This window comes from Pedobacter africanus, from assembly GCF_900176535.1.
GTDB lineage: Bacteria > Bacteroidota > Bacteroidia > Sphingobacteriales > Sphingobacteriaceae > Pedobacter > Pedobacter africanus.
Genome location: NZ_FWXT01000004.1, coordinates 274,899 through 295,035 on the forward strand (window position 1 = coordinate 274,899; position 20,137 = coordinate 295,035).

Here is a 20,137-nt window from a genome sequence, read left to right on the forward strand (position 1 = left end):
AAGCATGAAAAAAGCGTTACCACCAAAGTAAAGGAGCTGGTCGCTGAATAAAAAACCGGGAAAGTGTTGAACCACTTCACCCGGCGAAAGTCCGGATCGCAGCCCGGTCTTATGTTCAGTTGATCATTCTAAATCATCTGGTTGCCCAGATGAAAGCATGTAGCAAACACCTTATTATCAACTAAACCTTACAAATGTATGTATTTTATTAATACTTCAAATGGTATGGACAAGCCTTGGCTTGGCTCATATTTTAAACTTTTTAAAGGCATTTACAAGCCTAGTTTTCTTGTAAATACCACAACCAGAGGGCGGATTATTATGCGGATGAACCTGATAGCCATTTTGATCACCATGTCGCTGATGCAGGCTGCAGCAAGCAGTTTTGCTCAGTACGTTACACTGCGCCGTAAAGATGCGGATCTGAAAGAGGTGCTCAATATCATTAAAAAACAAACCAATTACACCTTTCTTTATAACAGCAGTCTGCTCAAGAATGCAAAGACGGTATCGGTTAATTTAGATAAGGTCACCTTGGAAGAAGCACTGAATGCCTGTCTTGAAAATCAGGATCTGAGCTTTAAGATCATTGAAAATACCGTGCTGCTTAAAAAGAAAGAAGCCGGGTTTATGGATAAAGTAGTCGGTTATTTTACTGCTACAGATGTTCGCGGAAAGGTGCTGGATGAGGATGGCTTGCCGCTTCCGGGGGCTACGGTGATGGTTAAAAATACCAGGAAAACCGTGCTTACCAATATAAGTGGCGAGTTTGAATTGAAGGGTATCGATGAGAAAGCTATTCTGGTAGTGTCTTTTGTGGGCTATACTTCAAAAGAGATTGCTGTTGGCCAGTCTGCAAATTTAGTGATCCGTCTGCAGCCTAATCCCGGAGAACTTACTGAGGTTCAGGTGTCGGTTGGTTACGGTGCCGTTAAAAAACGTGACCTGACCGGATCTGTTTCTTTGGTAAATGTGGAAGAGATGCAAAAACAGCCCGCATTTAGCCTCGACGTTGCATTGGCTGGCCGTGCGCCAGGGGTGATGGTGGTTAAATCTTCAGGTGCTCCGGGAGCTGATGCGTCTATCAGGATACGCGGGGCCTCATCTGTATTTGGCGTAAACGAGCCTTTATATGTGATTGATGGAGTTCCAATCCAGATTGGACAGGGAATGGGGCAAGATACCTACAGGAGCACTAAATCATTTCAAATGTCACCTTTAGCTTCCATAAATCCGGAAGATATTGAGCGCATTGACATACTTAAAGATGCTTCGGGAACGGCTATTTATGGATCTAGAGGTGCAAACGGTGTTATTTTGGTAACCACAAAGCGTGGAAAGGGTAAGCCTGTATTGACGCTAAGTTATCAAGGGATGACCGATCGTTTTATCAAAGATTTTGACATGTTGAGCTCAGACGAAATGCTTCAGGTGGCCACTCAGGCCTACAAGAATGCTGCAGCCACTTTTCCGGCTGATTTTCTGCAATATAAAGGTGTAAGTACCGATTGGCGCAAATTGGTTACGCGAAATAGTTATTCTAATATGTTGAACCTGGGTTTACGCGGCGGTCTTGGAAACGGCCAGACAAACTATGCATTTTCAGCAAGTATGAACAACCAGGCTGGTGTTATTAAAGGAAGTAATGTAGACCGCTACAATATCCGTGGTAATATAGAATCGGAAGTAGTAAAGCTGGTCAAAGCAGGTGCGAGTATCAATTATGCCAAAAACATTTCAAAAGGGGCATCCAGTACCTATTACTATAATACCATCAGTTATAGGCCTGATATTCCTGTATTTGACCAGAACGGAAGGTATGCAACTACCCTGGATAGCACTTCGGCCAATCCGGTTGCCAAAACACTTTATACCGATAAACTTACCGGAGATAACTTCATGTCTTCTTTGTATGCTGAAGCAAGGCCGTTCAGTTTTTTGCGTTTCAGGTCTACACTATCCTATAATCAGACAGATAACATTACCTTAAATTATACACCAAGTTTTGACCCCTTTGAAATCAAAAATGGAAGAAAAGGAACTCGCAAGGATATCAATTACAAATTCAGCTCTCTGATTTTTGATAATACAGTTACTGTTGACAAATTCTTTGGCAGACATTACCTGAACGCAGTGGTTGGTGCCTCCTATACTTCAGATAAGACCAATTCCATGAACCTGGAATCTGTTAATTTTCCTGATGACTACGTCTTGAATAATCTCGGATCTGCGGGCTCCATACAAAAGTATACATCAGGAGGCAGCGTGAGCGGGCTGGAATCTTATTTCGCCAGGGCCAATTACAATTATGGGGGCAGATATTACCTGACTTTAACCGCACGAACGGATAAATCGACAAAATTCGGTCCCAATAACCAATGGGGTTTCTTTCCTTCAGGTGCAGTTGCCTGGAGAATCTCAGAGGAACCATTCCTGAAAGAATATCGCTGGATATCGGATTTGAAATTCAGGGCTTCCACAGGTAAAACAGGAGCTGCTAATCTAGGTGATTTCCTTTATTCTACATTCTTCTCTTCCGGGGCTACATCTTCCTTTCATAATGGTCAGAATGGGGTGACCTTGAATTCTGTACCTAACCCAAGTATCCGCTGGGAAGCCACAACACAGACAGATATTGGTCTGGATTTTGCCTTTTTGGATAACAAAATCCGTGGGGCAATAGACCTTTATCGAAAATATACTAAGGACTTATTATTGAACGTAGCTATCCCATTTGAAACAGGATCAAGCACCCAAACAATAAATGTGGGGGATATATCCAATAAGGGTTTCGAATTTGTAATCGGTGCTGATATAATTACGCGGGGCAAGTTCAAATATACTACTGATATTAATTTCAACAAGAATGTTGGCCGGTTAGAAAAGTTAAATACAGGGAAGGCTACTGCATTAAACAACTTTAAGGAGGGAGATCTTTTAGGTACTGTGTTTGGCTATAAAACAGCGGGGCTTTTCCAAACCCAGGAAGAAGTTAATGCTTTAAACCAAGCTTCTCCCAACAAGCTGTACCAGGTAGCTAAGACAGCGCCAGGCGACCTTAAATTCGTAGACGTGAATGGGGATGGGTATATATCTTCCAGCGATATTGTGAAGCTGGGTAGTGCTGAGCCAAAATTCTTTGGGGGATGGAACCATGTGCTCCGCTATGGTGGACTGGAAGGTTCGTTTTTATTCTATTTTGCCTATGGCCAGAAGCTTCAAAATGGAGCAAAGGCAAGTGCCGGAATTTATAATACCGATAAAAACTATTATAAATCCGTTTTAAATGGATGGTCCGATGAGAATAAGAATACAGATCAGCCGAGGAATGTATACCGCGATCCAAATCAAAATGGACGGGCGTCCGATTATTTCATCCAGGATGGATCATTTCTGAAACTGAAAAATGTCCAGGTAGCTTACTACATTAATCCCGCAAAATGGGCGAAACAGCAGGTCAATCAGATTAAAGTATATGCAGGAGTATCTAATTTGTTTATTCTGACTGGTTATGATGGCGTAGATCCTGAAAACGGTACGTCAACGGGTGCCGGCCTGATCTCGGGAGGTTACGACTCTGGCGCATATCCATCAACAAGAACATTTAATTTTGGCTTTAACGTTATTTTCTAATATGAAAACGAATTATTTATCATACGTAGTGGCAGGCCTTTTTGCCTTATCGTTACAGGCTTGCAGCCTGGTAGAGGTAACTGATATTACCCCTCCTTACCAATTGAGCGAAGAAACCGTAATCACCGACGTTGCGTCTGCAAACAAAGTCTTAACGGGAGCTTATGCACAATTGCATACCTTTGATATGCTCGTTAACCAACCTGGTATAACCGGTTGCATGGGGCTTAGCTTTGATGCAGCAGCATCCGGTGGTGCTGCCTTTCAGCAGTTTGTAGACAATTCCATTACCGCTGACAATTATGTATTGTCTGGAATTTATACAAACTGGTATTATCTGATCAATATGAGCAGCCATATTGTTGAAAAGACCAGCCGTTTGACAACAACTGACCCAAGAAAGAATGAAATCATTGCGGAAGCCAGTTTTTTAAGGGCTTTAGGTCATTTTTCGTTGTTAAGGTTATACGGACAGTTTTTTGATACTTCTTCTGAATATGGAGTAGTAACCTGGGATGTTCCGGTTAAAGATGTAACTGCCAAGCCGCGGGCTACAGTTAGTGAAACTTATGCGCAAATTGAGAAAGATCTAAAATTTGCCATTGCAAATGCGGCACAGTACACCAGCGCTAAATATGTTTCCAAACAGGCAGCAAATATGCTGCTGGCCAAAGTGTATTTGTATAAACGTGATTATGCCCAGGCTGCACTTTATGCCGCAACAACTATTGATCAAAAAGGAAACGCCGGCCTGGAAGCTAAATTTGCTGATGTATTTACAAAATGGTTCAACTCAAAAGAAGCATTACTGGCACCACCGTTTGACGATAAAAATGAGCGTAACAATAAAGCCTTTGCTTTCCGGTCTTATGTACTGCCAAGACAATCTTACTATCTATCTATGGCCGGGGATCCGAGACAAAGTGTTACCGTGTATTTTACCGCGCCTCCGGGTAACCTGATCAGGAACGGCAAATTTAACAATACATCAATTAATGGTCAGTCGCTGACAGCCAATACCGAGTATTTTTTAAGGCTGTCTGAAGCTTACCTGATTTTAGCCGAAGCTTTGATCAGAAGCGGAAACAGTGCTGATTTAGCTAAAGGCAGAGACATGATCAATGTGGTTCGCGGACGTGCCGGTGCAACTCTGATTCCTGCAACTGTGCAAACAAAGGCTGAATTGTTACAGGCTGTACTCAAAGAAAAACAATTGGAACTGGGCTGTGAAAGCGGTGAAGAATGGTTTGATCTGGTACGTTTTATGGTTGAAGGAGATATTAATATTGTAAACTATAAACCAAATGTAACGAGCAAGACCAGGTATATCGTTCCTATCCCAGATGCTACGGTAAAAGCTTCAAATTTCATAGTTAAACAAAACCCAGGTTATGAATAGATTAAAGCATATCCAGATGAAATCAATTTTCACAGGCCTTTTCCTGTTTATCGCTATTGGCGTAAATGCACAGGAAGAAATCCATTTCAACAACTCGTGGAGCGAGGCAAAAGAAAAAGCTATTCATTCAAAGAAACTGATATTCATTGATTGTTATACCTCATGGTGTGCCCCCTGCAAGTGGATGGAGAAAAATGTATTTATCCAGCCAGCTGTTGCCCGATATTACAATGACAACTTTGTGAATTTAAAAGTTGATATGGAAAAGGGGGAAGGGATAGCGATGCGCAAACAGTATAATGTGCAGTCTTTTCCTACTTATTTATTTGTAAATGTCAACGGTGATATTGTACACCGAACAGCTTCTAGAATGGAAGCTGAAGCTTTTCTTGCCGAAGCAAAAAGAGCCGTAGATCCAAAAAGAAATACTGCTGCTTTGAAAGATAAATACGATAAAGGGAATAGGGACCTTACTTTTTTATTGGATTATTATCTGGCGACGGAACGGGCTGATCGAAGTACTGCAAGTCAGATTGGTGAAGAGATCATAGCTAAAGTTACGGCGCAGGAATTAAACTCAGAGCTGGGCTGGAAAATCATAAAATCACTGGCCAGAAATGAAACTGATAAACTGGGCGCACATTTTATGGCCAATGAAAGTGCCTATAGTAAATGGGGTAGCCAGGATGAGCGTGAGCAGTTGAAGGACCGTTTAATTACCAGTACCACGTATGGCTATATTTACAGCAAGGATGAGCAGGCCTTTGTGAAAAAGCTGGCTTATTTTAAAAAATCGGATAACTTGGACCGCAGGAAACAGGGCATTATGCTGGAAGCAGAATTTTACCTGCAGACCGACAGAGCTGATGACTACGTAAAACTGACGAATGCGGCTTTAAAAAATGAGCTGAAAAATGATGCAGATAAGCTGAGTTTCCTGGCGAGAAGATCGTCAGGAGGAAAAAGCAGGGATGTAACTGCATTGCCTGCCGTCCAACAGCAGGCTTATCTGATGGCCAAGCGTGCAGTGGAACTTGAGCCGGAAGAATACAGTGTACAGTCTACTTTTGCGCTGGTATGTCTCGGACTGAAGAAAAAACCCGAAGCGCTCGCTGCAGCCAAAAAATCGAGAAGCCTGGCAGATGCCGAAACTTCGAAGATTCAAAAGCTTGCACAAGAACTGCTGGATAAAGTAGAAGCTTTGTAAACAGCTTGATGTTTAGCCAAGCGTGCATACAAGAGCCTGTCGACACATTTTGTGAGACAGGCTCTTTTTGTATTAAAATTTATACATTTGCTGGACCCGCTACTGGCTTTCACATGAGTTCAACAACTTTACCGGACGAAAAGCAATTGCTGATTCTACTGAAACAGGGTGATGACCATGCGTTTGAAGAAATCTATCATTTGCATAGCAACAGGCTTTATAACAATCTTTTACGATTGGTAAAGTCTGAGGATATGGCAATGGACCTTTTGCAGGACCTTTATGTAAAGTTATGGAACAACCGTTCAGCGATTGATGTAGACAAGAGCATCGGAAGTTACCTTTTCAGCATTGCCAAAAACCTGGCTATCGACTTCTTCCGGAAGGCGGCCCGGGAAACAAGTCTGCAGAACCATCTCATTGCCGTAGGAACAGAACTGCACAACCATGTGGACGAAGTCTTTTTTCATAAAGAGACTGCAGCGATTTTGGACAAGGCCATTCAGGCATTGCCTCCCCAGCAGCAAAAGATCTTTAATCTTTGCAAGATGGAAGGTAAGAGCTATGAAGAGGCCGCATCAATATTAGGCATTTCTTCGGCTACGGTAGGCAATCAATTGGTTAAAGCCGTAAAAAGTGTAAAAACGGCAATGTTGTCTTCAAAGGATGCACTAGTGATTATTCTTTCCATCCTGCTTACCCGTGGCATAAATTAATTTTTATTTTTTTTTCCGGGCAGTAGTATGATTTCCTTTTTCAGGCGTAATACAATAAAAAGAACTTTTGAAAAATACAGAGCAGCTCCATATTTTATTTCAAAAATACCTAAGCCAAAGTTGCAGTCCTGAGGAGATGAAGCAGCTTCTGGATGATCTGGCTGCGTCTAAGGAACAGGACGAGTTACTGGGGGCATTCATCAGTCCGGTACTGGAAGACCAGCATGAAGCGCCTATGGATGAGGAAAGTAAACGCAGACTGGATGCTGGCTTTCAGCAGATCCTTGCAAAAAGGGCTGCCCCTCAAAGGCGCCAGTCAGTTTTAAGGCAATTTTATTTTCGCTGGGCAGCTGCTGCCGCAGTATTGCTTATCGCAGCTTGTACTGTCATATTTTATTTTTATCAGCAACCAGCTATTGAAACAGCACCTACGACCAGCCATGTAAAATTTAAGTCTGGTGCAGACAAAGCCATGCTTACCCTGGCAGATGGTACTGTGATTAATCTGGAGCAGGTTGCAAATGGAAAAATTAACAACAGGAACGGCGTAGTGGTAACCAAGACTGCCGATGGGAAGCTGGTATATGAGGCGAAAGCAGATCAGGCAAATGTAGCAATAGCTTTAAATACACTGGTTACCCCTCGTGGTGGACAGTATAAAATTATTCTGCCGGATGGATCAGCGATCTGGCTTAATGCAGCCTCCTCACTGCGCTTTCCAACACGTTTTTCTGGAAAGGAACGGAGGGTAGAATTAAATGGGGAAGGATATTTCGAAATTGTAAAAAACACTGCCCAGCCTTTTGTGGTCACTGCACGCGGACAGGAAGTAACGGTACTGGGTACACATTTTAACATCAATGCCTACCATGAAAATAGTTTGGTTAAAACTACCCTGCTTGAAGGTGCTGTTAAAGTAACCAAAGGTCAGGCGGGTTGTTTACTGGTACCAGGCGAAGCGGCAGCTTTAAATACCAGTGACAATACCATCTCAGTGGCTAAAAATGTTGATGTTAATGCTGCTGTAGCCTGGAAAGACGGCATGTTCAGGTTCGAAGAAACCGGCATCAGGGAAGTGATGCAGGAGGTAGCCAGATGGTATGATGTCGAGGTAAGCTATAAAGGAGACTTCACTGACGTTGCCTTATCGGGATGGTTCTCCAGGGGGGATGATGCTAAAAAAACACTTAAACTACTTAAGGGAACTGAGCAGGTAGATTTTATAATTAATGGAAAAACAGTAACCGTAATCCCTTATAAACAAACCAACTAAACTTTAAAACCTAAAAAAGAACCGATTATGATTAAAACCTAGACTAAACTGCTGTGAGCCATAAAAAACGGATCCCGATCGCCATCGGAACCCGTTAAATAGTTGAGGCTCACCAAAAAAAACGACACGTTAATATCTTTTTTTACTCTAAACCTCAACCAATACAAAAGTATGCAACTTATTAAGTATTGCAAGGCCCTGTGCAAGCAAGGTTTTTTGCAAGACCAGCCCCCTGGTGGACTGACATCTGGAAAAGAGACGCCTTATAAGCGTTTCAATAGAACGATATTGATAATGAAACTCACTTCTATTTTTATACTCGTTGCTTTTTTACACGTAAATGCCAGCTCATTTTCTCAGCGTGTTACCATTAAAGGGAAAAACATGACCCTTAAGCAGGTATTCCAGGAAATGGGAGAACAGACCGGCTATGGTTTTTTGTACAATCCCAAACTGCTCAACCCTGATGTAAGGATTGGGTTAAACCTTAAAAACGTTCCCTTGGGCGAAGCCATTACCGAATGCCTGAACGGACAATCACTAAAATTTTCAATTGTTGACAAGACAGTTTTGCTCAGCCCTTTGTATGATGCGGTACCGCATTTGTTTGCAGATAAAACTGCACCTTTTGTGGTAAAGGGCCGGGTAATCAACGAGAAGGGAGAACCTTTGGTTGGTGCCACGGTTCAGGTTAAACAGACAAAAATCGGAACCAAAACAGCTGAGAAAGGGACGTTTGAATTGAGTATTCCCGACTCCACACGTATACTCGAGGTAAGTTATATCGGTTACGAAAAACAGGAGGTTTTACCGAAAAGGAATATGTTGATTACGCTACAGCCTAAAGCTGCTGGCTTAAATGATGTAGTGGTCACAGGTTATTTCAAGCGAACAAAACAAAGTGTCACGGGCTCTCAGGTGGTAGTGCAGGGTGACGAATTGAGAAAGGTAGGATCTCTGAACCTTATGCAGGCTCTTAATGCATTTGATCCTTCAATCAGAATGGCACCGAATTTAGAATTTGGCTCTGACCCAAACCGCGTACCCGAGATTACGGTCCGTGGTGAAAATGGTTTTGACCTGAGGTCGAGTGCCGACGATTCAAGAAGTAACCCCAACGCGCCATTATACCTGTTAGATGGCATTGAAGTATCGGCAACCCGGATCTATGACCTGGATATGAACCGTATTGAATCTTTCGTGATCCTGAGAGATGCCTCTGCCACCTCATTATACGGGTCCCGCGGTGCCAACGGTGTAATTTTGATCACGACCATTCCACCTAAGGTAGGAGATGTCCGGATTTCTTTCAACTCCAATACCACCTTTTCTATACCGGATCTTCGGGATTATAATCTGATGAATTCCAGCGAAAAATTGGAGTATGAGCGCCTGGCAGGCCTATTTACAAGCCGTACCAATAGCCGTGAGGAACAGATAAAATTAGATATGGATTATAGTGATCGTTTGGCCGAGGTAGCCCGTGGAGTCAATACCTATTGGTTATCAAAACCTGTGACTACAAGTATTAACCAGCGTTACACTGCTTTTGTCGAGGGTGGAGACAGAAGCATCCGGTATGGCGTAAATTTAAACTACGATAAAGATAGAGGGGTAATGAAGGGCTCCGGTCGTGATCGTTACGGAATCAATGTAAGCCTTAACTATTATGTGAAACCTGATTTCCTGATCAGAAATGATTTGACCGTTAATGGTGTAAAAGGTGTCAATTCTCCTTATGGTTCATTTTCTACCTATGCCCGTCAAAATCCGGTTGAACGGATTTATGACCGTGAAACCGGGATGTTTATTCGTTCCTACGAATTCAATAACGCAGTTAACCCAATGGTCAATGCTGCCTTGCCCAATACCGACTACAATCGTTATACTGAGATCCAGGATAACTTTAATGTAGATTGGCGCATCAATTCTCATTTTAGAGTAACAGGCAGAGCTTCTCTAAGCAAAAAGATAAGTAAAAATGAACAATACCTTTCACCGCTTTCTTCCGCATTTGACAGGGATACAGAAACGAATAAAAGAGGCAGTTACACCATTTCTGATCGTGATGATTTGAATTTTGATGGAACTGTTACAGGAGCCTACAATAATGTGTTTTGGGAGAAAGTGTCGACCAATATTGGCTTAGGCGCAAACGTAGTCACTACTTCCGGGATCGGTGAAGGTTATACGGCTACCGGATTTTTGAGTGATAATATGAATTTTATCCAGTACGCACAGCAATTTAAAGAAAATTCAAAACCTACAGGCTATTTTGATAAATCCAGAATGATCGGTGTTTTTGCTAACGCCAATATTGGCTATGATAGCCGTTATTACCTGGATCTTTCCTTCCGTACCGATGGTTCCAGCCGTTTTGGTAAAGAATCACGTTTTGCCCCCTTCTGGTCGGTCGGCGCTGCCTGGAACGTGGATAGGGAAGGCTGGTGGAAGAGTGACGTAACTTTAAAATTAAGGGCCTCCACGGGAAGTACAGGTTCGGTTAATTTCTCTGCCGATCAGGCGATCACCAAATACAGTTATAATTCGGAGTACGAATACAACGGGTATTATGGTGCGCAATTGCTGGGCTATGGTAATCCGGCCCTGAAGTGGCAAAATACCATCCAGAATAATATAGGCGCCGATCTGGCGATGTTTAACAATTTCCTGGTCTGGAATATTGATGCCTACATTAAGCAAACCCAGAATCTATTGTTGCCTATTGATGTGGCTCCGTCTACAGGATTCTCCAGCTATACCGAGAACCTGGGTTCAATGGAGAATAAAGGGATGGACATGCGTTTGCGGTTCAATGTACTTCGCGGTCAGAATAACGCTTTAAACTGGAATTTTACTTTAGGTGCAGCAACGAATACGAACAAAATTAAAAAGCTTTCCAACGCATTGGAAGCTATGAATGAGGAAGCAAATTCAAAAGATAACGTGACAGGACCTAAACCCTTGCGCTCTTATCAGGCAGGCAGATCGCAAAGTGCCCTGATGGTAGTCGAGTCATTGGGTATTGATCCGATGACGGGTTATGAAATTTACAGAAAACTAAATGGAGACCTGACCTTTGTATACGACCCGAAGGACAAGATCATTGTAGGTGATATGAACCCTACATGGATGGGAACCTTCCAATCCAACCTCCTTTACAAAGGGCTTAATTTGTATTTTATTTTCGCTTATGAATACGGTGCCAAGATTTACAACTCTACATTGGCACAGAAAGTTGAGGGTTCAGACCCGCGGTTTAATGCCGATAGGCGTGTTTTATACGATAGATGGAAACAGCCGGGAGATAATGTGTTGTTCAAGAAAATTGACGACACCACACCGCCCTATCAAACTACGCGTCTGGTTCAGAAAAATGATTTCATCAGACTTCAGACCTTGTCTTTGTCATACGATCTGCCTAAAGGAAGTTTAGAGCACCTGAAGCTGGAGCGGGCCAGGATCATGTTGTCTACCAGTGACCTGTTTAGATTTTCGACCGTAAAAATGGAAAGAGGTACAAGCTTTCCATATGCGCAGACATTTACTGTTGGACTTAATTTGACCTTTTAAAAATATGGATATGAAAATAAAGATTTTTATGATGATATGCTTGGTTTTCCTGTTCAGCTCCTGCAACAAGTGGCTGGATGTAGATCTGGCAGATAAAGTGACCGAAGAGAAGCTTTTTGGTACCCCTCAGGGTTATCAGGAAGCGCTGGCCGGTGTTTATAGCACAATGGCATCTCCGGCGCTGTATGGGCAGAAGCTGACCATGGAAGATATTGATGTGTTGGCTCAGTACTATAATTACGATGGTATAGCTGCTGATTACGAAAAATTGAAGAAATACGATTACGAAGACTCCGGATCTCAAGGCCGGATTTTGGCCATCTGGAGGGGATTGTATGCAGCCATAAGTGGTGCCAATAATATTATCAAGTGGGCTGGAAGTGACAATAAGGTTCTTGATGCACCAACTAAAAATCAGGTTTTAGGTGAGGCTTATGCTTTGCGTGCTTACCTGCATTTCGATTTAATCCGCATGTTTTGTCCGGACGTAAAAAAATCGCCCAAAGCTTCGGGTATACCCTACAACCTGCAGTTTGGTGTATCACTTCCCCCGGTGTATACCGTGGAAGAAAATGTTCAGCTGGTAGTTGACGACCTCAAAGAAGCCGAAACATTACTGGCTAAAGACCCCATTACATTGGTAAAGCCCTACGAAATGGTGAATAAAAACATGGCCGACAAGTATGTTGCGCGAATGAACCTGTATGGGGTTAAAGCTTTGTTGGCCCGTGTGGCTTTGATGCGTGGCGATAAAACAAGCGCCATTAAATATGCGAAAGAAGTAATTGATGCTCAGCGATTCAGGCTGTTGGATTTTGCAAATGCAGATAAACCCGAAACGGAAATTGATATGCTCTTTTCAGACGAACATATTTTTTCGCTAAGAAATAAAAACCTTTCTGATTATACGATTGGTCTGCACTATCCGGAGGTAATCGGAAACTCTACCCGATTTGCTTATTTACCTTTTGTAAACATTTCAACAACATATGAAGGCAATAATGATGATATCCGCTACATCAAGTGGTTCTCTACGGTGAACGGGAGCTTTGTAAAATACAATGTAGCTAACAAAGATAAATTCTTTCCAAAGATGCCGATGATTAAACTCTCTGAAATGTACTTAATTCTGGCGGAATGTTATTTAGGAAAAGATGATCAGGCCGCACAAACCTATATCAATACATTGAGGGACCACAGGATCCGGAACAATTCTCACTGGACTTACCTGACCATGGATTACATCATGCAGGAGGTTAAAAGAGAGTTTTTAGGCGAAGGACAATTATGGTATGCTTATAAACGACTAAATCTGGGAATCCAGACCAGCAGTGGAATTGTTGGCATGGTACCTCCAAGTGATAAGATTTTTGTCTTCCCGATGCCATTAAAAGAGATTGAAACTGGTAACCGTAATTAAAATAAAGGTATGATGAAAGATATATTTAAGTTAAAATCAATGTTGGTGTTCCTGGTAATACTCACTTCCTGTAACCAGGATATTGATAATTTTTATGATGAAAAAGCCAGGATTCAGTTTAAATACTTTAATGAGGTCACGGGAAGTGATAAAGTAACCAGACGAACCTATTCTGACAGAATTACCTATTCCTTTGGTATGAAAGATGAAACTGTTGAGCGTGATACTGCAAGAATTGTTGTTGAGTTTTTAGGCAATGTTTCCAACCTGGATCGCAACTATCAGGTGCGGATTGTTGCAGATTCTACCACAGCGGTAGAAGGTTTACATTATGAACCTATTTCGGCCACACAGATTTTTAGAGCGGGCAGAATGAAAGATACCTTGAAGATAGTGGTGAAAAGAAAGGCCCTGAGCAGTAGTTTTTCGAACCCGGAAGATAAACGTTTGATGTTGGAAATGGTTCCTACAGCAGATTTTAATCTGGGTATGAAAGATGGTTTAAGAACTAAACTATACATTAATAATTATTTGTCTGAACCCATTTGGTGGAAAGATCCAGGCCGCAGTACCCTCCAGTTTTACCATCCTAAGAAATGGAAAATCCTGATTTCTTTCAATCAGAAATTCTCTGATCCGCAGAAGTGCGAATTTGATTACAATAACCAGGGCAGGTCCTATTTTCAGGGATTGGCCAGTTACCTGAGCGTTGTTCCCACCTTTGATGATGAAACCGGGGGCCGGATATACATCGACAGAATAGTTCCCAAACCATAATTGTTAATTTAAAAGATCAAGTAATGAAAAGATGCAATATAATACTACTGGTTCTTGCCGTATTTTTCCTGAGCGCTTGTTCCAAAGATCTGGGAACTGACCAGGCGGATTATCGGGATATAAATGAAGTCACAATTGAAGGAATCGATAAGAATTACGCACGCGATATGGACGATAGCTTAAAAATCGAGCCTAAAGTTACCGGTACAATATACAGTGATACCAGCAAGTTCAATTATAGCTGGGATATTAGTAATACGATCGTTTCCACCAGTTTAAATTTGAAGATCCGGGTAGATATGGTACCTGGTAATAAGATTTCCCGATTTATTGTGGAAGATAAAGTAACAAAGGTTAAAAAGTATTTCAGATTTGACCTGAATGTTTCCTCGTCTACCGCCGGGAACCTGATTATGGTATTGAGTAAGTCCAATGGAAAGGCCGAACTGTCCTATCTTCGTTTGGATAAAACAGCCAATTGGGCCATCAATTACTATGAATCCCGGTTCGGAAGTCCTCTGGGTATAAATCCTGAGCGACTGGATATGTTGATGGTGGAGCCAACAGGTACCGCGCTGGCTGCAATTGAGCCTTTTGCGAACAGGTACGGACGGGTGATGGTTTTGGCAGATAATAAAATAGCCCTGATTGATAAGGGCAGCCTGGAACGTAATGTTGTCCCGTACCTGGAAGGTACCGCCTTTACAGGAACAGCATCCTATCCGCCTCCTAATATTGAAGGCTACAAGCCTGAATTTATGGCCCAGGGCATTGCGCTTTGGAGAAACAATCCTTATGGAAGTAACTTTCACCAAAATGTCGAATTTCAGCTGATCTCAGGTGGTGCACTTTACTTCGCTACTTTAGCACCCCCTCCATTCAGCAGCTCCTTTGCTTACAACCGTAAAAGCGTGTACGGGCAGACGGGTTATTTTTCTGCTTTTGGTTATTATGATACCATGCTTCCTACCCCCAACGGAACCCTTTTCCAACATGGTTATACTTTAGGTAATTTTATAGTGTTTGACAGGGTGTTTGGCCGCTTTGCCTATTCCAGTTACGGCACCAGCTATAATATCCCAACCACAGATGTAAAAGCTTTTCCGGGGCATGAATTGGTTTATGGATCCGCTACCAGTCAGTCCGGAACTTCTTTTGCAGTATTAAAGACTTCGGCTAATGCACTTCGTTTTTTACTATTGGGTAAAGTAGGGAATAAGTATTCACTTAGCGGTGAAGTCGCTGGCGGAGTGGCCAGCGATAAGAGCAAATTCTACAACCTGAAAACTTCTCCCTATCTGTTTTTTACATCCGGGAATAAATTGTACAAATACAATATACTGGATATCACTTCCAATAGCGTGCCTAATGAAAGTCATGCCGTACTGTCTTTAACGTCCTTGGGCTATTCTGCTGATGCGGTAATTACCAGTATGACCGTTTCCAGGACTGAAAAAAGTTTAATTCTTGGCGTTTCCCGATATGGGACAGATACCAACGGCAATGGCCAGGAGAATAAAGGAGATGTGCTGGTGTTTAGTTTGGACAAAGCAGGGCTGGGATTGACATTAAAGGAAAAGTATGTGGGCGTATCCGGAATACCTGTTGATGTTAAAATCAAATATCAAACCCATTGGAGAGATGGTAAAGCCAATGGCGGAGTGATAGAACTGGACAATATTTAATTAAAAATAAAGATAGAAAGTTATGAAAATATATTTTTCAATGCTATTGCTGTCGCTTCTTTTCCTCGCTTCCTGCGTAGAGGACAAGAGCAGCTACCTTGTACAAGAGAAGAAAGAGGTAAAGATAGATGGTTATGAAGTTGAAGGGGAACAACCTGGAGAGACCGAAGGCATATTATTGCCCGGGCTGCACCAGATCAAGTTAAAACTTACCACTAATGGCCTAGAATCAGATAGAAGGTTTACGTATTTTATGCCTGTTTCTATCAATAAATCGAAACCTATTTCTTTGATTTTTAACTTTCATGGGAGCTATAATGCAGGGGTAGACCCTTTGCAAGGCATCTCAATGAATCATCCGCTTTCGCAACTGGCGATCAAAGAAAACTGTATCGTTGTCTTCCCGGCAGGAGAGGATACAGGTTCGGCTGTGAACTGGCAGAATTCAGCTTATCATTTACCGTTTGTAGATGCCATGGTCGATTATTTCAAAACACATACACCTGTAGCCGACGTAAACAGGATCTATACCTGTGGCCATTCCAGCGGGGCTATCTTTTCCTTTGTCCTGGCTTCTATGCGTTCTGAAGTATTTGCAGCCGCAGTGCCGGTTTCCGGACAGATGAAGTTGTCTGCTTCAGATGTTCCGTCCAGAGCAGTACCGATCAGGGCTTTTAATGGCGTCACAGATGCTACGGTTGTATATTCTGCAGCTTTGGAAAATATAAAAGCCTGGGCGAATACCATTGGCGGGTATTTCGTTTCGGACGCGATGAACAGTGATACCTTAAAGATCGATAACTATAAATCCTATCTGACCACAAAATGGGGAGGCGGCAAAACCGATATTGAATTCTATTCCATCGTAGATGAGGGACATGGTGTAAATTGGTTTTATATCATGCCTTTGATGTGGGAGTTTATGAACAGCCATCCCAAAAATAGGGTTTCAACAGGTTTGTATTTATCATCGCAGCTCAAAAGATTTGATGCCCAGGAAGGCCAGACTTTTAGTTCGGAGATCCGGCATACTGAAGGCGCTACGGTAAGCGTGGTCTCCGCACCTTCAGATTGGACAGTGACCTATAGTAATAAAATCCTCACTGTAAAAGCACCCAATGATTTTTTCGGATCCACCACCATCAACAGAAAAGGGAATATTAAATTAAAAGTAGAACGAAACGGTACTTCTGCTGAAATTACCCTTCCTTATACGCTGAGTGCACCTAAAACCTATTATGAAGTAGGAGATGTGGTTTACGATGCTGCCTATCAGCCAACTGGTATTGTGTTCTGGGTAAACCCAGCCAACATTAAAGAAGCAAAAATCATTGCTTTGGAAAATGTGACCAGGAAATTCGGCCCTGTTGGTACTACTTTCTTTACGCCTGATTATAATGATGGTTATGGAAATACCCTTGCTTTGGTAGCACGGAATAAAACGCTCAATCTGGGGCTTACAGCAGCTACCAGTGCATTTATGTATGCCTACGAGTATAAAGCAAGCGCGGGCACAACCACGGGCTGGTATTTGCCAGCTGTAGATGAATTGAAGCTGGCGGATGCAAACCTGGCAATTGTGAATGCAGCTTTAGCTAAATACGGTACCGTGTTGGAAACAGCAAATTCAGCCAGTTCCTACCATATGTCTTCCACTGTAGTAAGCCAAAGTGGTAAAAAGTTTTATACCTACGATTACCATACCAATCCGAGTTTTCATGGCTATTATGTAGTGGCAGAGCGATCGGATGACACGGCTTTTATTTCGACAAGACCAGTTAAAAAAGTAACTAAACCCTAAGGACAAAAAAATGGTATTACATATGAGAAAATTAAGTTTATTGCTATTGATCCTTATTGCATTTAAAGTAAATGCACAGGAAGGAATCAAATTTAACCAAACCGGCAACTGGAAAGAAACCATCGAAGCCGCTGCAAAAACAGGCAAACTGATATTTGTAGATTGTTATACGGATTGGTGCGGGCCATGTAAATGGATGGACCAGAATGCATTTACAGATGCAAAGGTTGCAGCATTCTACAACAAAAATTTTATCAATGCCAAAATTGATATGGAAAAAGGCGAAGGGATAGCGTTGCGTAAAAAGTACAGCGTGCAATCATTCCCTACCTTTTTGTTTATCAACGGTAATGGAGAAGTTGTACACAGAACCGGATCAAGGATGCCTATTGAAGAGTTTCTGGAGGAAGGGAAAAAGGCTGCTGACCCGAAGAAGAACCTTTCTTACCTAAATAAAAAATATGAAGAGGGGGTACGTGATCTGCCATTTTTGTTGGATTATTACCTGGTATTAAATAAATCGGACAGATCAAATGCTGATAAGATAGGCAGGGATATCGTTAGCGCGATCTCTGCAGCCGAATTAAATACCGAGCTGGGTTGGAAAGTGATCAGGACTTTAGCAAGAAATGAAAACGATAAGTTAGGGGCCCATTTTATGGCGAATGAAAATGCTTACAACAAATGGAGTACAGCCGAAGAACGTGATCAGCTGAAAGACCGTTTGGTTACTTACACCATTTACGGTTTAATGCGGGGCAGCAATGAGCAGGCTTTTATGGACAAGCTGGCCTATTTCAAGAAATCGGATAAAATTGACCGCAGAAGACAAGGCGTAATGCTGGAGGCCGATTATTACCTGGGTGCCGGAAGAACGGATGACTATGTAAAGTTAACCAGCTCTGCTTTAACAAATGAGCTAAAGGACGAAGCAGAAAAACTGAGCTTCCTGGCCAGAAGGGCGTCGGGAGGGAAAAACCCGAATGAGCAGGTTTCGCCGGCAATTATGCAACAGGCTTATCTGATGGCAAAAAGAGCTGTTGAGCTTGAACCGGAAGAATACAGTATCCAGTCTACTTTTGCCTGGGTATGTCTGGGCATGAAAAAGAAACCGGAAGCTTTGACAGCGGCAAAAAAATCACGTGCACTGGCCGATGCCGAGACTTCTAAAATCCAAAAACTTGCCCAGGAACTGCTGGATAAAGTGGAGGCACTATAATCATCCAGTTTCTAAAATACACCTAAAATGAACCTATCTCTTGCTATATGACAGGTTCATTTTAGGTTGAATGATCTTTGTAAGATGGGGATAGCAGAACAGGAATTAAATGCTTATTTTAGTGCTCAGTGAAAGTTTACCCGAATGTAAGAAAATGCAGGTTTGTTAAAGGTAGACACGATCTGTACCCGATTCCGCAATGCCAGATCGATTAAGTCAGGCCAACGGTTCGGCTGTTTTAAAACAAAACCTAGGATACAATTAACCTAACCTAACATAACAGCTAAATGAACCAGTCGCAACGTTTTTTATCCCTTGACGTATTCAGGGGAATGACCGTGTGTTTCATGATCATCGTGAACACACCCGGAAGCGGTGCAAAACCTTTTGCCATGCTCGAACACGCGGCATGGCATGGCTTTACACCAACAGATCTTGTATTCCCTTCTTTTTTGTTTGCCGTAGGGAATGCCATGAGCTTCTCTATGAGGAAATTTGCGCAGATGGAGAACCCCGCAGTCCTGATGAATATATTTAAACGCGTGCTGCTCATCTTTTTACTTGGTTACCTGATGTATTGGTTCCCGTTTTTTAGCCAAAATGAAAATGGTGGTATCAGCTTCTTACCAATTGCAAATACAAGGATTTTTGGTGTTTTGCAGCGCATTGCAATTTGCTACGGAATAGCCTCACTTTTAATCCATTACCTGAGCACCCGTTATGTAATACTCATCAGTATGTTATTTTTGATAGGCTATTGGGTTGCCTTGCTCGTATTTGGTGATTCGGCTGATCCTTTTAGCATGACCGCTAACGCCGGACAGCAGCTGGACCTGTTCCTGCTTGGCGATAAGCATCTGTATCATGGTGAAGGCATAGCTTTCGATCCTGAAGGAATTTTAAGTACCATTCCAGCCTGCGTAAATGTAATCATCGGCTATTATGCCGGGAAATTTATACAGGAAAGGGGAAAGGGGTATGAAACTGTTGCTAAACTAATGCTTGCAGGTGGGGTGTTGATCGTAATTTCCCTATGTTTAAACCCTGTGTTTCCCATCAATAAAAAACTTTGGACAAGCACCTTTGTGTTGCTGACCTGTGGATTGGACCTGCTCATTATTGGGGCGCTTATTTATAGCATAGAAATCTCGGCTTCTACCAGGTGGACCGGCTTTTTTACTGTTTTTGGGAAAAATCCCTTGTTTATTTATCTTTTGTCGGAATTGTTGCTCAGTATTATTTATGTCCTGGTTCCCGGTTCAGACTTCAGGAGCTGGGTAAACAACAATTTCTTTCAGGTTATTGCTCCCGGTCCACTGGGTTCATTGCTCTTTGCAATTTGCTTTATGCTGGTGTGCTGGTTGATAGGATATATGCTGGATAAAAGAAAAATATACATACGCGTCTAGATAGATGAAACAACAAAAAAGCCCT

12 protein-coding genes are annotated in these 20,137 nt (G+C 42.3%); all 12 read left to right on the plus strand.

Annotation, left to right across the window (positions count from 1 at the left end; genetic code table 11):
• The first annotated feature begins 198 nt into the window (after positions 1-198).
• Positions 199-3,633, plus strand: coding sequence for a TonB-dependent receptor (locus tag B9A91_RS20950; protein WP_084241015.1), 3,435 nt, complete (start codon positions 199-201; stop codon positions 3,631-3,633).
• Between the two features lies 1 nt (position 3,634).
• Positions 3,635-5,032, plus strand: coding sequence for a RagB/SusD family nutrient uptake outer membrane protein (locus tag B9A91_RS20955; protein ID WP_084241017.1), 1,398 nt, complete (start codon positions 3,635-3,637; stop codon positions 5,030-5,032).
• Complete coding sequence (locus B9A91_RS20960) at positions 5,025-6,239, plus strand: thioredoxin family protein (protein ID WP_084241019.1); 1,215 nt, start codon at positions 5,025-5,027, stop codon at positions 6,237-6,239. The genes B9A91_RS20955 and B9A91_RS20960 overlap by 8 nt, the downstream gene beginning before the upstream one ends.
• Before the next feature lie 113 nt (positions 6,240-6,352).
• On the plus strand, positions 6,353-6,955 hold the full coding sequence (locus B9A91_RS20965) for an RNA polymerase sigma factor (RefSeq protein ID WP_084241021.1): 603 nt from the start codon (positions 6,353-6,355) through the stop codon (positions 6,953-6,955).
• A gap of 67 nt (positions 6,956-7,022) precedes the next feature.
• Entirely contained in the window at positions 7,023-8,228 is a 1,206-nt protein-coding gene (locus B9A91_RS20970; protein WP_084241023.1) for a FecR family protein, read from the plus strand.
• Between the two features lie 171 nt (positions 8,229-8,399).
• Complete coding sequence (locus B9A91_RS20975; protein WP_084241025.1) at positions 8,400-11,801, plus strand: SusC/RagA family TonB-linked outer membrane protein; 3,402 nt, start codon at positions 8,400-8,402, stop codon at positions 11,799-11,801.
• Between the two features lie 10 nt (positions 11,802-11,811).
• Complete coding sequence (locus B9A91_RS20980; RefSeq protein WP_159451756.1) at positions 11,812-13,221, plus strand: RagB/SusD family nutrient uptake outer membrane protein; 1,410 nt, start codon at positions 11,812-11,814, stop codon at positions 13,219-13,221.
• Between the two features lie 9 nt (positions 13,222-13,230).
• Positions 13,231-13,998, plus strand: coding sequence for a DUF4843 domain-containing protein (locus tag B9A91_RS20985; RefSeq protein WP_084241027.1), 768 nt, complete (start codon positions 13,231-13,233; stop codon positions 13,996-13,998).
• Between the two features lie 23 nt (positions 13,999-14,021).
• Positions 14,022-15,683: a PKD-like family lipoprotein gene (locus B9A91_RS20990; RefSeq protein ID WP_084241028.1), complete on the plus strand. Its 1,662-nt coding sequence runs from the start codon at positions 14,022-14,024 to the stop codon at positions 15,681-15,683.
• A gap of 22 nt (positions 15,684-15,705) precedes the next feature.
• Positions 15,706-17,484 (plus strand): CE1 family esterase, encoded by a 1,779-nt coding sequence (locus B9A91_RS20995; RefSeq protein WP_084241029.1) that lies wholly within the window; start codon positions 15,706-15,708, stop codon positions 17,482-17,484.
• Positions 17,485-17,506: 22 nt separating this feature from the next.
• The gene (locus B9A91_RS21000) at positions 17,507-18,703 is read left to right on the plus strand and encodes a thioredoxin family protein (RefSeq protein WP_159451757.1); all 1,197 of its coding nucleotides are present in this window, start codon (positions 17,507-17,509) and stop codon (positions 18,701-18,703) included.
• 287 nt (positions 18,704-18,990) lie between these two features.
• Positions 18,991-20,112, plus strand: a complete 1,122-nt coding sequence (locus B9A91_RS21005; protein WP_084241031.1) for an acyltransferase family protein — start codon at positions 18,991-18,993, stop codon at positions 20,110-20,112.
• Positions 20,113-20,137: the final 25 nt, after the last annotated feature.